13 protein-coding genes are annotated in these 13,256 nt (G+C 69.6%); 10 read left to right on the forward strand and 3 right to left on the reverse strand.

Annotated elements, in window-relative coordinates; genetic code table 11:
* Window positions 1-16 precede the first annotated feature (16 nt).
* The 3 genes from AB7M35_RS20580 to AB7M35_RS20590 all read right to left on the reverse strand — a co-directional run bounded on the left by AB7M35_RS20580 (window position 17) and on the right by AB7M35_RS20590 (window position 2,802).
* Window positions 17-472, reverse strand: a complete 456-nt coding sequence (locus tag AB7M35_RS20580; RefSeq protein WP_453962348.1) for a hypothetical protein — start codon at window positions 470-472, stop codon at window positions 17-19.
* Between the two features lie 319 nt (window positions 473-791).
* Window positions 792-1,841, reverse strand: coding sequence for an AI-2E family transporter (locus AB7M35_RS20585; protein WP_453962350.1), 1,050 nt, complete (start codon window positions 1,839-1,841; stop codon window positions 792-794).
* 259 nt (window positions 1,842-2,100) lie between these two features.
* Window positions 2,101-2,802 (reverse strand): bactofilin family protein, encoded by a 702-nt coding sequence (locus AB7M35_RS20590; RefSeq protein WP_453962351.1) that lies wholly within the window; start codon window positions 2,800-2,802, stop codon window positions 2,101-2,103.
* Window positions 2,803-2,970: 168 nt separating this feature from the next.
* On the opposite strand from AB7M35_RS20590, the gene AB7M35_RS20595 reads away from it, so the two are divergent.
* The 10 genes from AB7M35_RS20595 (at window position 2,971) to AB7M35_RS20640 (ending at window position 13,252) form a co-directional block, all read left to right on the forward strand.
* Window positions 2,971-3,249, forward strand: coding sequence for a PepSY domain-containing protein (locus AB7M35_RS20595; RefSeq protein ID WP_453962352.1), 279 nt, complete (start codon window positions 2,971-2,973; stop codon window positions 3,247-3,249).
* Between the two features lie 10 nt (window positions 3,250-3,259).
* Window positions 3,260-3,952 carry a response regulator transcription factor gene (locus AB7M35_RS20600; protein ID WP_453962353.1) on the forward strand — a complete coding sequence of 231 codons (693 nt, stop codon included), beginning with the start codon at window positions 3,260-3,262 and terminating at the stop codon, window positions 3,950-3,952.
* Window positions 3,936-5,324 (forward strand): ATP-binding protein, encoded by a 1,389-nt coding sequence (locus tag AB7M35_RS20605; RefSeq protein ID WP_453962354.1) that lies wholly within the window; start codon window positions 3,936-3,938, stop codon window positions 5,322-5,324. Before AB7M35_RS20600 ends, AB7M35_RS20605 begins: the two co-directional genes overlap by 17 nt.
* Before the next feature lie 129 nt (window positions 5,325-5,453).
* Window positions 5,454-5,879: an RT0821/Lpp0805 family surface protein gene (locus AB7M35_RS20610; RefSeq protein ID WP_453962356.1), complete on the forward strand. Its 426-nt coding sequence runs from the start codon at window positions 5,454-5,456 to the stop codon at window positions 5,877-5,879.
* A 205-nt stretch (window positions 5,880-6,084) separates the two neighbouring features.
* Window positions 6,085-7,206, forward strand: a complete 1,122-nt coding sequence (gene ccmI / locus AB7M35_RS20615; RefSeq protein ID WP_453962357.1) for a c-type cytochrome biogenesis protein CcmI — start codon at window positions 6,085-6,087, stop codon at window positions 7,204-7,206.
* Window positions 7,207-7,300: 94 nt separating this feature from the next.
* Window positions 7,301-7,750: a cytochrome c maturation protein CcmE gene (gene ccmE, locus AB7M35_RS20620; protein ID WP_453962358.1), complete on the forward strand. Its 450-nt coding sequence runs from the start codon at window positions 7,301-7,303 to the stop codon at window positions 7,748-7,750.
* A gap of 48 nt (window positions 7,751-7,798) precedes the next feature.
* A complete protein-coding gene (locus AB7M35_RS20625; RefSeq protein ID WP_453962360.1) occupies window positions 7,799-9,778 on the forward strand; it encodes a heme lyase CcmF/NrfE family subunit in 1,980 nt (659 codons plus the stop codon).
* Window positions 9,775-10,248, forward strand: coding sequence for a cytochrome c-type biogenesis protein (locus AB7M35_RS20630; RefSeq protein WP_453962362.1), 474 nt, complete (start codon window positions 9,775-9,777; stop codon window positions 10,246-10,248). The genes AB7M35_RS20625 and AB7M35_RS20630 overlap by 4 nt, the downstream gene beginning before the upstream one ends.
* 34 nt (window positions 10,249-10,282) lie before the next feature.
* Complete coding sequence (locus tag AB7M35_RS20635) at window positions 10,283-11,533, forward strand: bifunctional alpha/beta hydrolase/OsmC family protein (RefSeq protein ID WP_453962364.1); 1,251 nt, start codon at window positions 10,283-10,285, stop codon at window positions 11,531-11,533.
* 177 nt (window positions 11,534-11,710) lie between these two features.
* Window positions 11,711-13,252 carry a Do family serine endopeptidase gene (locus AB7M35_RS20640; RefSeq protein ID WP_453962366.1) on the forward strand — a complete coding sequence of 514 codons (1,542 nt, stop codon included), beginning with the start codon at window positions 11,711-11,713 and terminating at the stop codon, window positions 13,250-13,252.
* Window positions 13,253-13,256 lie beyond the last annotated feature (4 nt).

A 13,256-nucleotide genomic window follows, 5' to 3' on the forward strand; every position in this document is an offset into this window, starting at 1 on the left:
GTCGGGTCTGGCGGGCTCAGCGATAGCCGGCGTCGGTGATGGCCTGGTTGCACGCCTTGCCGACGGAGCGTTCCGCCTTCAGAAGGCAGCGAAGCTCGGGCACCTTGCCGGCCAGCGTCTGCGTCGGGGTGCTCCCGTGGACGTTGCAGAGCTGGGCGGAATCCCGGGCGCAGACCTGGAAGACGACCTGCTGGGCCTCGTGGCGCTTCCGGATGAGCTCGTAGACGCGGACGTAGTCCGCCTTGCACTGGGGCGAGACCTTGGCGGCGTTGGCGTCCAGGCACTTCTGGATGCCGAAGTTGCCGATGTTCGCCTTCGGGCAGAACTTGTTGATGTCGGCGCCGCAGCTGTCGGCGAGGATCTTAATGGCACCGGCATAACCGATGGTCTGCGCGGACGCCTGGTGGGCGGACGCAAACAGGCCGACGAACGCGGTCAGGGCCGCTGCGGCAAGCAGTCTCGAAATGGACATTCTGTCCTCCCGGTCGAAATGATTACGAACGAGGCCGGGCCGACGCTTTCAGCCAGCCCCCCATCGGCCAAGAAACCGATTTGGGGCCACGATTTCAACAAAAACCGGCGCGGGTTTGCCTAATTCGTCATGTTCTCGACGAAGAATGGCCAGATTTCATTCCCCGGGACACGCCGTTGCACCGTCCGGCCCGCACAAACGCGGTCCGAACGTCTCTTCCGGGAGGGCATGGGGGTCGGTTGGCGGGCCTATCGGGGCCGACGCGGGCGGGGCGAGCGACGGCCTGTCGACGCCCAGAAGGCAAGGCGGGGAGGAGGCCTCACCGCTCCGGTTCGTCGCCGCGCATGCTGAGGAACTCGTTCAGGCCGGACAGCGATTCGATGCGGCTGGCGAACACCTTCATCACCACCAGCAGCGGCACCGCGATCAGCACCCCGATGAAGCCCCAGATGAAGCCCCAGAAGGCCACGGCCAGCAGCACCGCCACCGTGTTGATCTGCAGCCTGCGGCCGACCAGCAGCGGCGTGATGAACTGACCCTCGACGCTGGTGCAGATGAGATAGATCAGCGGCGCCAGGATCGCGTGGCCGAGCGTCGGGAACGAGATCAGCGCGATGAGCGCCGTGACGCCGATGCCGATGATCGCGCCCAGGTAGGGCACGAAGTTGAGCAGCATCGCGGCGACGCCCCAGAGGATCGGGTTGGGCATGCCGATGGCGAACATGCCGGCGGCGATCACCGCGCCGAGGCCGGCGTTGATGATGGAGATGGTGAACAGGTAGGTGGAGATCGACCGCTCGATCTCCTTGGCAATCGCGAGCCCGTGCTTCTTGTCGGTGAGCGTTGGCAGCACCCGGACCAGCTTTTCCTGCAGCATGTCCCCCGACGACAGCAAGAACATCAGCAGGATGAGGGTGAGGCCGGCGCCGGCGAACACCTGCGAGGCGCTGCTGGCGGCGGTGTCGAGCAGGCCCGGATCGCGGATCACGACCTCCTGGGCGCCCCCGGATGCGGGCTGCTTGATGGCGTCATTGATCTGTTCCTGCGCCTTCTGGACGTCCTCGACGGACTTGCGCAGGTTGCGGAGCTTGAAGCTGATCTCCGAGCGCATCTGCGGCACCGCGCTGATCCACTCCGACACCGGTGCGCTGAGCGTGTAGGCGGCGCCGCCCAGGCCGATCGCCAGAACCAGCCCCAGCGTCACCGCCGTCACGCCCTCCGGGATGCCGCGTCGCCTGAGCGCGCGGACGATCGGCAGCAGCACCAGCGCGAACAGGAAGGCGAGGGTGACGGGCAGGATCAGTCCCTTACCGAAGTAAAGGACACCCACGATCATGATCAGGAAGATCCCGATGACGGAGGTCTTCATGCGCTCACACTGATTTGGGCGGTCAGGCTGGCGCCCGCGCCGTCAACTTGTTGACTCCGGGGCGCTTCTTGTCGATCCGCTCGCGCGGACAGATCGGAGGCGGCTCCGGCTCGAAAAGCCGATCTCGTCAGTGGGCCGGGGGCGCTCATCAAGATCTGCATATGCCAAACGCACAGACGCGCTCGAAGATGCAGAAAATCTTCGCGGCCACCAAGAAATATCGCGGCGGGCGCGCTAAGCGGCGAACGGTTTGCCGGCGTCAGATCTCGTCGGTGGTCTTGCGGGAGGCGCGCGGCTTGGCGGCGGACTTGCCCGCGCTCGCCGCCGGCCGTTTCGCGGGGGCCGGTTTTTTGGCGGCGGCGGCCTTGCCGGCCGGCTTGCCCTTGGCGGCCGGGGCCGGCCTGGAGGCGGGAGCGGCCTTGCGGGAGGGGACTGGGTTCGGCATGTCCGCCGGTTCGGTCTCGCCGGGCTTCTCCGCATCCGGATCCACGGTCCAGTCGGCCTCCGGCTCCTCGGCGGGCGCAGGGGGTGCCTCCGGCTCCGCGACCTGTTCGGGCGCTGCGGGTTCCGGCTCGGGCTCAGGCTCGGGCGCGGCGGCAGCGGGCCTGGGTGCCTCGACCGGCTTCTCGGGCCTGCTGGAGGCGGACAGCGTGCCGACCAGGCGGCCGCCGGCGTCGATCGCCAGCGCGCCGTAGGCGATCTCGCCCTCGACGTCGCCGGTGGCACGGACTGCGAGCTGGCCGGCGACGGTCAGGACGCCGCGGACGGTGCCGTGGATCTCCGCCGTCTCGGCGTGCGCGGTTCCGGTCAGCGTGCCGCCGCTGCCGACGACGAGATGCCCGGCGGCGAGGTCGCCCTCGAAACGGCCGTCGACCTGCGCGGTGCCCTCAACGCGGGTGCGCGCGTTCTCGACGGCGGTTTCCACTCCGACCAGAAACTGGATTGTGTCGCGGGGTGCCATGCCTTCATCCTATGAGCCAGTGGAATCGCCTTCAAGACGCGCTTCCAAGCGTGGTTAAGCCGAAATCACGGTGCGGTCGGCCGCCGCACCCGGTCGCCCGCCGCAGCATCGCACGCCTGGCGCGATTGTTCATGGCAGGTTCAGGATGAGCACGGTACTTCCAGTCCCATGAAGCGGTTTCGAGCCTTCCTCATTGCCCTGACCCTGTCGATCGCCGCGGTGCAAGCGGCCGACGCGGCCTGCCTGTCGCCGGGCGAGCAGCGCGACGCCGTGCAGAGCGGCGCCGCGGTGCGCCCCGCCGCCGTCCAGGGCCAGGTGCAGGGCGAGCTGGTGCGGCTCGACCTGTGCCAGGACGGCGGGCGCCTCGTCTACGTTGCCACGGTCCTGATGCCGGGCGGACAGGTCGACCGGGTCGTGTTCGACGCCCGCTCCGGCGCCAGGCAGTAGGGACGTCGTCATGCGCATACTCGTCGTCGAAGACGATCAGGATCTGTCGCGCCAGCTCAAGCAGGCCCTCAGCGACGCCGGCTACGTGGTCGATCTCGCCCACGATGGCGAGGACGGCCACTTCCTGGGCGACACCGAACCCTACGACGCGGTGGTGCTCGACATCGGCCTGCCGGTGATGGACGGCATCTCGGTGCTGGAGCGCTGGCGGCGGGACGGGCGGACCATGCCCGTGCTGGTGCTGACGGCGCGCGACCGCTGGAGCGACAAGGTGGCCGGCATCGACGCCGGCGCCGACGACTACGTGGCCAAGCCGTTCCACATGGAGGAGGTGCTGGCGCGCCTTCGCGCGCTGGTGCGCCGCTCCGCCGGACACGCCAGCAACGTGGTGACCTGCGGGCCGGTGGAGATCGACACCCGCTCGGGGCGCGTCGCGGTCGACGGCCAGAGCATCAAGCTGACCTCCCACGAATACCGCCTGCTCGCCTACCTGATGATGCACAAGGACCGGGTCGTCTCGCGCACCGAGCTGATCGAGCACCTGTACGACCAGGATTTCGATCGGGACTCGAACACCATCGAGGTGTTCGTCGGCCGGCTGCGCAAGAAGATCCCGGCGCCGATCATCGAGACCATCCGCGGGCTCGGCTACCGGATCGCCGAGCCGGGCGAAGGCGAAGGGGCGGATGCGGCCGGCTCCTAATTCCCTCGCCAGACGCCTCTTCTTCATTTCGGCGGTCTGGAGCGTCGCCGCGATCCTGATCGCCGGCGTCATCCTGGTCGCGCTCTACCGGCAGTCGGTGGAGCGCGCCTTCGACGAACGGCTGGACGTCTACCTGAAGACCGTGGTGGGCGAACTGGCCGCCGACCAGCAGGCGGGCGAGGGCGCGCCCACGGCGATCTCAGTAGGCGGCCTCGGCGAACCGCGCTTCGCGCTGCCGCTCTCCGGCTGGTACTGGACCGTCGCCGACGCCAAGTCGGGCACGGTGCTGGCGGCCTCGCCATCGCTGGCGGGCGACCGCCTGGCGCTGCCGGCGGATCAGGAGCAGCCGCAGGACTGGCGGCAGCCGATGACTGCCTCGATCACCGGGCCGGACCGCGAGCCGCTGCGCGTCGTCAGCCGCAACATCCGCCTTCCCGGCGGCACCCGCTATCTCGTTTCCATCGCCGGCGACACGACCGAGGTCCGCAAGGATGTGGTCTCGTTCGGGACGCGCGTGGCGGCGACCCTGTTCGCGATGGCGGCGGGGCTGGTGCTGGCGATCGTGCTGCAGGTGCGGATCGGCCTCAAGCCGCTCGACCGGATCAGGGCCTCGCTGCAGGCCATCCGGGTCGGCGAACGGGAACGGCTGGAGGGGGATTTTCCCCGCGAGATCGCGCCGCTCGCCAGCGAACTCAACGCGCTTCTCGACAGCCACCAGGAGGTGGTGGAGCGGTCGCGGACCCACGTCGGCAACCTCGCCCACGCCCTGAAGACCCCGCTGAGCGTGATCCTGAACGAGGCGCGCGAGGCCGACGGCCCGTTCGCCCACAAGGTGGCCGAACAGGCGGGCGCCATGCAGACCCACATCGCCCACCATCTCGACCGGGCCCAGATCGCAGCACAACGCCGAGTGATCGGCGTGGTCACGCCGGTGGAGCCGGTGCTCGAATCGGTCGTGCGCGCCATGCGCCGGCTCTACGAGGAAAAGGGCATCTCGATCGAGGTGGCCGACGGCACCGGCTTCCGATTCCGCGGCGAGAAGCAGGACCTGCTCGAGGTGCTCGGAAACCTCCTCGACAACGGCTGCAAGTGGGCCGAGCGCGAGGTGCGGGTGCTCGTGCGGCCGTCGCCGGACACCTCCGGCGCGCTGCCGTTCTTCGACATCGTCGTGGAGGACGACGGGCCCGGCCTGCCGCCGGAAGAGCGGCTGCGGGTGATCGAGCGCGGCCGGCGGCTGGACGAGACCAAGCCGGGAAGCGGGCTCGGCCTGTCGATCGTGTCGGAACTGGTGCGGCTTTACGGCGGCGAACTCACGCTGGCCGCCTCCGCGGAGGGCGGCCTGCGGGCGGTCGTGCGCCTGCCAAGGATTTGATGGGGATCGTTTCGGTTCCTGCGTCGTTTTGGTGTACACGATGTCGAAACGCAATTCGGCCACCAAACCATGCCAACGACCCTTCGTCCCGCTCGTCCGTCCCTCGATTTCAAGTTTCCGGAACCCGAAATGAACCGCCCCTCCCGGCGTGCCCTCCGCGCTTCCGTGTTCCGCCTCGCCCCGGTGCTCGTGCTGGCGAGCGTCGTGGCCGCCTGCGTCTCGACGAACGGCGGCGGGACCACCGCCGCCGATGCCGCGGGGCGGGTGGAAGGATCGCAGATCTCGCGCAGCGACGCGCTGGGCCTCACACGCGAGGATCAGTCGGTGGCGCTCAAGGCGGAGTTCCGGGCGCTGGAGATGACGCCGGCCGGCGCCGCCGTCTCGTGGCGCAATCCCGCCACCGGCCACGCCGGCGACGTGCTGCCCGGGCCCGCCTATCAGGTGAACGCGCAGAGCTGCCGCGACTACACCCACAACGTGACCGCCGCCGACGCGGTGAGCTTCCAGGCGACCGCATGTCGCGGCGTCGACGGGGTGTGGCAGGTGGTGACCTGACGCCGGTCCTGCTAGAGCAGTCCGAGTTCAGTTCGCCTGTCCCCGCGCGCCGTGAAGGGGCGCGGGCACCCTGGCTCGATCCGAGCGAAGGGTGCTTGACGGGGCGGGCGTGCCACCCCCTTTTTCCCGGCGGGTCAATCAAGGGCCGTTTCCCGAGACGGGGAGATGGGCCGCGCGGGCTGCGGATGGAGACGGACGTCTCGTGATGGTGTTCTGGGTTTCGGTGGCGATCCTGACCGGGATGGCGGTGCTGGCGGTGCTGTGGCCGCTGTCGCGCCGGCAACCGGGTCCGGACGACGCCCCGCACGACGTCGCCGTCTACCGGGACCAGCTGGGCGAGGTCGACCGCGACGTGGAGCGCGGGCTGATCGCCCCCGGCGAGGCGGAAGCCGCCCGCGCCGAAATCGCCCGCCGCCTGCTGCGCGCCGACCGCGAGGCCGGCGCGGCCTCCACCACCAGCCGCAACCGGCGCAGGGTCGTGGCGCTGGCGGCGATCGTGGCGGTCCCGCTGATCTCGCTCCTCGTCTACGGCACGCTCGGCCGGCCCACCTATCCCGACCAGCCGCGCGCCGCGCGCCTGCAGGCGCCGGCCGGCGACGAGACGCTCTCGACGCTTGTCGCCCGCGTCGAGGACCACCTGTCCAAGAACCCCGACGACGGCCGCGGCTGGGACGTGCTCGGCCCGGTCTACCTGCGCCTCGGCCGTCCCGCCGACGCCAGCGCCGCCTTCACCAACGCCATCCGCCTGCAGGGCCAGAGCGCGGAGCGGCTGGCGGGCCTCGGCGAGGCGATCGTGCAGGCGAACGGCGGCGTGGTCACCGACGATGCGACGGCGGCGTTCCAGGCGGCGAACGATCTCGATCCGACGGCGGCCAATCCGCGCTTCTTCCTGGCGCTCGGCCTGAGCCAGGAGGGCAAGACCGAGGAGGCCATCGCGGCCTGGAACGCGCTGATCGCGTCGGCCTCCGGCGGCGAGCCGTGGCTCCCCGTCGCGCGGCGGCAGGTGGCGGCGCTGGGCGGCGAGCCGGCGGAGGCGCCGGCCGCGATGCCCGGACCGGGCCGCGCCGACGTCGAGGCGGCGGCCGGCATGACCGACGAAGACCGGCAGGCGATGATCGAGGGGATGGTCTCGCAGCTGGCGACGCGCCTCGATTCGAGCGGCGGCAGCGTCGACGAATGGCTGCGGCTGATCCGCGCCTACCAGGTGCTCGGTCGCACCGACGAAGCGAAGGCGGCGGCCGCGCGGGCGACCGAGGCCTTCTCCGAGGACCCTGAGGCACAAGCGCGCATCCGGTCCATCGAGGACGAAATTGGTCTAAATCAATAATCGTTCTATGTGAGCGAACTAGAAGATGCTGGCCGGTGGTCGCGGACGACGCGAACCGGATGGCACGGCAACCGGAGTGACGGGTCTTGCGGCGATGACGCGGAAACAGCGGCGTCTCACTTTCATCGGCGTGGTCGGTGGCGTGCTCGCGTGCGCCGTCGGGCTGGTGTTCGCGGCGATGGGCGACAAGGTGACCTTCTTCAAGACGCCGACCGAGCTTGCCGCGATGGCGCCGGTCGCCGGCCAGCGCATCCGGCTGGGCGGCCTCGTCGAGGACGGATCGCTGGACCGCGGCGCCGGCACCACGGTGACCTTCCGCGTCACCGACATGAACGACGAAGTGACCGTTTCCTACACCGGCATCCTTCCCGACCTGTTCCGCGAGGGGCAGGGGGTCGTCGCCGAGGGCACGCTTGCGCCGGACGGCACCTTCCGCGCCGACACCGTGCTCGCCCGCCACGACGAGAGCTACATGCCGAAGGAAGTCGCCGACGCGCTCAAGGAGCAGAACCACTATTTCGAAACGGAAACCCGCACCCAGTAGGGTCGGGCCTTCGCCACAACCGAACCGGCAGCGGCGGGAACGGCCTTCATGTTGAACGAGCTTGGACACTATGCGCTGGTGCTGGCCCTGGCGCTGGCGCTCGTCCAGTCCATCGTGCCGCTCTACGGGGCCCGGACCCGCGACAGCCAACTGATGCGCATCGCCGAGCCGGTGGCCGGCATGCTGTTCCTGCTGATCGGGCTGGCCTTCGCGATCCTGATGATCGCCTACGTGCGCTCCGACTTCTCGGTGCTCAACGTCTTCGAGAACTCGCACTCCGCCAAGCCGATGATCTTCAAGGTCTCCGGCGTCTGGGGAAACCACGAGGGCTCGATGCTGCTGTGGATCCTGATCCTGGCGCTGTTCAGCGGCCTCGTCGCGGCGTTCGGCGGGGCGCTGACCCGGTCGCTGAAGGCGACCGTGCTGTCGGTGCAGGCGTGGATCCTGAGCGCCTTCCTGCTGTTCATCCTGGCGACCTCGAACCCGTTCATCCGGCTGTCGCCGGCGCCGCTGGAGGGCCAGGACCTCAACCCGATCCTCCAGGACATCGGGCTCGCGATCCATCCGCCGCTGCTCTACGTCGGCTACGTCGGCTTCTCCATCGCCTTCTCGTTCGCGGTGGCGGCGCTGATCGAGGGGCGCATCGACGCCGCCTGGGCGCGCTGGGTCCGGCCTTGGACGCTGCTCGCCTGGCTGTTCCTCACGCTCGGCATCGCGATGGGCTCCTACTGGGCCTACTACGAGCTCGGCTGGGGCGGCTGGTGGTTCTGGGACCCGGTGGAGAACGCCTCGTTCATGCCGTGGCTCGCCGGCACCGCGCTGCTGCATTCGGCCATCGTCATGGAGAAGCGCGACGCGCTGAAGATCTGGACGGTGCTGCTGGCGATCCTGACCTTCTCGCTGTCGCTGCTCGGGACGTTCCTGGTGCGCTCGGGCGTGCTCACCTCGGTGCACGCGTTCGCCACCGACCCGACCCGCGGCGTGTTCATCCTGGCGATCCTGATCCTGTTCATCGGCGGATCGTTCGCGCTCTATGCGTGGCGCGCCCAGCGGCTGCGGCCCGGCGGCGTGTTCGCGCCGATCAGCCGAGAAGGGGCGCTGGTGCTCAACAACCTGTTCCTGACGGCGGCGTGCGCGACGGTGTTCGTGGGCACGCTCTATCCGCTGGTGCTGGAGGCGCTAACCGGCCAGAAGATCTCCGTCGGCGCGCCGTTCTTCAACCTGACCTTCGGCCCGCTGATGCTGCCGCTGCTGGTCGCCGTTCCGTTCGGGCCGATGCTCGCCTGGAAGCGCGGCGACTTCTTCGCGGTGGCGCAGCGGCTGTGGATGGCGATGGTCGCCGCGGTGGTGGCGATCGCGGTGGTCGCCTGGCTCGCCGGCAACCTCTACCTCCTCACCGCCCTCGGCATCGGGCTTGCGGTGTGGCTGATGGCGGGCTCGCTCACCGAGATCCTGATGCGCGCCAAGGTGGGCCGCGAACGGGTCGGCACCTCGATGCGGCGGCTGGTCGGCCTGCCGCGCTCGGCCTTCGGCACCACGCTCGGCCATTTCGCGCTGGGCGTGATGCTGCTCGGCATCGTCGCGAGCTCGGCGTTCCAGAGCGAGCGGATCCTGGTGATGGCGCCCGGCGACAGCGTCGAGATCGCCGGCTACACGCTCACCTTCAACGGCATGGAGCCGGAGCTCGGACCCAACTACCGCCAGGACGTGGCGCTGATGGAGGCCGCGCGGGGCGGCCGCGTGAGCAACCTGCGCCCGGCCAAGCGCCTCTACACGGCCCGCCAGATGCCGACGACGGAGGCGGCGATCCACACCAGCGGCCTGTCGCAGCTCTACGTGTCGCTGGGCGACCTGAAGGACGACGGCGCCATCGTCGTGCGCGCCTACAACAAGCCGCTGGTGCTGCTGATCTGGCTCGGTCCGGTGATGATGGCGCTGGGCGGGCTGGTGTCGCTGTCGGACCGACGCCTGCGGGTCGGCGCGCCGGCACCGACGGCCAAGCGCGCCCGCAAGGCCTCGGCGGCATGACCCGGCTGGCGCGCCTCGTCGCTGTCATGGCATTGGCGATCGGTCTGGCCGCGCCGGCGTTCGCGGTGCAGCCGGACGAGGTGCTGGCCGATCCGGTGCTGGAGGCCCGCGCCCGCGACCTGTCGGCGGAACTGCGCTGCATGGTCTGCCAGAACGAATCCATCGACGCCTCCAACGCGCCGCTTGCCCGCGACATCCGCCTTTTGCTGCGCGAACGGCTGCAGAAGGGCGACAGCGACCGGCAGGTGCTCGACTATCTGGTGTCGCGCTACGGCGAGTTCGTGCTGCTGAAGCCGCGCCTCAGCGCCCATACGCTGCTGTTGTGGCTGACGCCGCTCTTGGTGCTGCTGGCCGGCGGATGGATGGTGGTGAGCGGACTGCGCCGGCGGCGGCAGCCGGACACGGCGCCGCTGAGCGCCGCCGAGGAAGCCGAACTGCAGAAGGTATTGTCGGACGACGCGCGATCCTGATTGGCGGTTCGGCGCGAAGCCGCAGGGAGGGACCATGCGCAAGACCATCGAGAAGATCGAGTTCGAGGGCGGCTTCGGCGCCCGGCTGGCGGCCCGTCTCGACCGGCCCGCCGGCAAGCCCCGCGCCTACGCGCTGTTCGCTCACTGCTTCACCTGTTCCAAGGACATCATCGCCGCCCGGGAGATCGCTGGCGCGCTCGCCAGCGCGGGGATCGCGGTGGTGCGCTTCGACTTCACCGGGCTGGGGTCGTCGGAGGGAGAGTTCGCCTCGACGAACTTCTCCTCCAACGTCGCCGATCTCCTGAAGGCGGTCGAGTACATGCGCGCCAACCTGGAGGCGCCGCAGCTGCTGGTCGGCCATTCGCTGGGCGGGGCGGCGGTGCTGGCGGCGGCCGGCGACGTGCCGGAGGCGACGGCGGTGGCGGTGATCGCGGCGCCGGCGGAGGCCACCCACGTGGTGCACGCGTTCGCCGCCGACGTCGACAGGATCGAGGCGGACGGTGCGGCGGACGTGTCGCTGGCGGGCCGAAAGTTCACCATCCGGAAGCAGTTCCTGGACGATCTCAAGGACCACGCTCTGGTCGACCGGGTGGCGACCATGGGCAAGGCGCTCCTGGTGCTGCAGTCGCCGACGGACCAGACGGTGGGGATCGACAACGCCAGCCGGATCTTCGCGGCGGCCAAGCATCCGAAGAGCTTCGTCTCGCTGGACGACGCCGACCACCTGCTGTCGGACCCGCGCGACGCCACCTACGCGGCGCGGGTGATCGCGGCCTGGGCCGAGCGCTTCCTCTCCGTGGAGGACGAGGGCCGCGAACCTCCGGAGCCGTACGGCGTGCGGGTGGAGGAGACGGGCGAGGGGACGTTCCAGAACCGCGTCGTGGCCGGTCCGCACCGGCTGCTCGCCGACGAGCCGCTGGCGGTGGGCGGCACCGCGACCGGACCCTCGCCCTACGACTATCTCGCTATCGCCCTTGGCGCCTGCACCACCATGACGCTCAGGCTCTACGCCGACCACAAGGGCATCGCCGTCGACCAGTTCGCGGTCGAGGTGTCCCACGACAAGGTGCACGCCGCCGACTGCGAGGGATGCGCCGACGAGATTGCGAGCCGCGCCGGCAAGGTGGACCGCTTCGAACGCCGCGTGACGATCCGTGGCGACGTCGACGACGCGACGCGGGCGAGGCTCCTGGAGATCGCCGACAAGTGCCCCGTCCACCGGACGCTGAGCGAGGGCGCCGCGGTGGTGACCGTGGCGGTTCCGCCGTCCGGCGAAGCGCGCTGAAGGCGGCGGCTCGGCGCGGAAACGCGCCGATCAGGGCCGAAGCGGCCCAACATTACGAATTCGTCACGTAGCGGACAGAACCCTGTAAGGCGCGATCCATCACAAAGGGGGCCAGCGAAGGCGGCGATTCCTGCTGTCGCCTCGCCTTTACGCAATCTCTTCACGGAGAAGCCTTTCATGATGAAAGCCCCCAATTCAGCACGCGACACCGGCAAGAGCGCGTTTGCCAAGCGCCGCAAGGCGCTTGCCGCCGGCACCATCGCGCTCGGCGTCGCCGGCCTCCTCGCAACCGAGGCCTTCGTCGTCACGCCCACCCCGGCCAACGCGGAGAACCTCTCCGCCGGCGTGTCGCAGCACCAGGCCCCCGGCTTCGCCGACATCGTCGAGCAGGTCAGCCCGGCGGTGGTGTCGATCCGCGTCAAGTCCGACTCCGGCCCGGAACTCTCGTCCTTCCAGGGCATGCCGGAAGGAAGCCCGTTCGAGCGCTTCTTCAAGCAGTTCCAGGACCAGTTCGGCGACCAGCAGATGCCCCAGGGGCGCGGTGGCCCTGACGGCGGCGGCAAGCAGCCCCATCACTTCTCCATGGGGCTCGGTTCGGGCTTCATCATTTCGTCCGACGGCTACGTCGTGACCAACAACCACGTCGTCGACCACGCCGAGGAAGTCACCGTCGTCATGAGCGACGGCAAGACCTACGACGCCAAGGTCATCGGCGTCGACGAGAAGACCGACCTGGCGCTCGTCAAGATCGACGGCGAGGACAGCTTCCCGTTCGTCTCCTTCACCGACGGTGACGTGCGCGTCGGCGACTGGGTGGTCGCGGTGGGCAACCCGTTCGGCCTCGGCGGCAGCGTGACCGCCGGCATCGTGTCGGCCCGCGGCCGCGAGATCGGTGCCGGTCCGTACGACGACTTCCTGCAGATCGACGCGCCCATCAACAAGGGCAACTCGGGCGGCCCGACGTTCAACCTCGACGGCAAGGTTGTCGGCGTGAACACCGCCATCTACTCGCCCTCGGGGGGCTCGGTCGGCATCGGCTTCGCCATTCCGGCGTCGATCGCCCGCCAGGTCATCGAGGACCTGAAGGACGACGGCAAGGTCACGCGCGGCTGGCTCGGCGTGCAGATCCAGCCGATCACGCCGGACATCGCCGACTCCCTCGGTCTCGATGCCATCAAGGGTGCGCTCGTCGCGCAGCCGCAGGATGACAGCCCGGCCGCGAAGGCGGGCATCAAGGCCGGCGACGCCATCATCGCCATCGACGGCGAGACCATGGACAACCCGCGCGACGTCGCGCGCACCGTTGCCTCCAAGGCTCCCGGTTCGTCGGTGACGCTGACGCTCTGGCGCGACGGGAAGAAGGAAGACGTCAAGGTCGACCTCGGCACCCTCGATCCGAACCAGCAGGCCAGCATGACGCCGGGCGTCGAGCCGGGCACGGACATGTCGTTCGGGATGCGCCTGGCTCCGGCCAAGGAGATGGGCGTCGACGAGACGGGTGTCGCCGTGGTCGAACTCGATCCCGACAGCATCGCCGCCGAGAAGGGCCTCAAGGTCGGCGACGTGATCCTGAATGCCGGCGGCGCGGACGTTGCCACGCCCGCCGACATCAAGAAGAGCATCGAAGTCGCCGAGAACGAGGGCCGCAAGGCCGTCCTGTTCCGGGTCCGCTCCGGCGACCAGATCCGCTTCGTGGCCCTGCCCGTCGAGAAGGGCTGACCAG

The organism is Amorphus suaedae (assembly GCF_053629675.1).

Excerpts from the sequence above, each read along its gene's own strand:
- AB7M35_RS20625 (WP_453962360.1), top strand. The coding sequence starts at position 7,799 with ATGTTGAACGAGCTTGGACACTATGCGCTGGTGCTGGCCCTGGCGCTG.
- AB7M35_RS20640 (WP_453962366.1), top strand. The coding sequence starts at position 11,711 with ATGATGAAAGCCCCCAATTCAGCACGCGACACCGGCAAGAGCGCGTTT.
- AB7M35_RS20635 (WP_453962364.1), top strand. The coding sequence starts at position 10,283 with ATGCGCAAGACCATCGAGAAGATCGAGTTCGAGGGCGGCTTCGGCGCC.
- AB7M35_RS20600 (WP_453962353.1), top strand. The coding sequence starts at position 3,260 with ATGCGCATACTCGTCGTCGAAGACGATCAGGATCTGTCGCGCCAGCTC.
- AB7M35_RS20595 (WP_453962352.1), top strand. The coding sequence starts at position 2,971 with ATGAAGCGGTTTCGAGCCTTCCTCATTGCCCTGACCCTGTCGATCGCC.
- ccmE (WP_453962358.1), top strand. The coding sequence starts at position 7,301 with ATGACGCGGAAACAGCGGCGTCTCACTTTCATCGGCGTGGTCGGTGGC.
- AB7M35_RS20585 (WP_453962350.1), bottom strand. The coding sequence starts at position 1,841 with ATGAAGACCTCCGTCATCGGGATCTTCCTGATCATGATCGTGGGTGTC.
- AB7M35_RS20610 (WP_453962356.1), top strand. The coding sequence starts at position 5,454 with ATGAACCGCCCCTCCCGGCGTGCCCTCCGCGCTTCCGTGTTCCGCCTC.
- AB7M35_RS20605 (WP_453962354.1), top strand. The coding sequence starts at position 3,936 with ATGCGGCCGGCTCCTAATTCCCTCGCCAGACGCCTCTTCTTCATTTCG.
- AB7M35_RS20580 (WP_453962348.1), bottom strand. The coding sequence starts at position 472 with ATGTCCATTTCGAGACTGCTTGCCGCAGCGGCCCTGACCGCGTTCGTC.
- AB7M35_RS20590 (WP_453962351.1), bottom strand. The coding sequence starts at position 2,802 with ATGGCACCCCGCGACACAATCCAGTTTCTGGTCGGAGTGGAAACCGCC.
- ccmI (WP_453962357.1), top strand. The coding sequence starts at position 6,085 with ATGGTGTTCTGGGTTTCGGTGGCGATCCTGACCGGGATGGCGGTGCTG.
- AB7M35_RS20630 (WP_453962362.1), top strand. The coding sequence starts at position 9,775 with ATGACCCGGCTGGCGCGCCTCGTCGCTGTCATGGCATTGGCGATCGGT.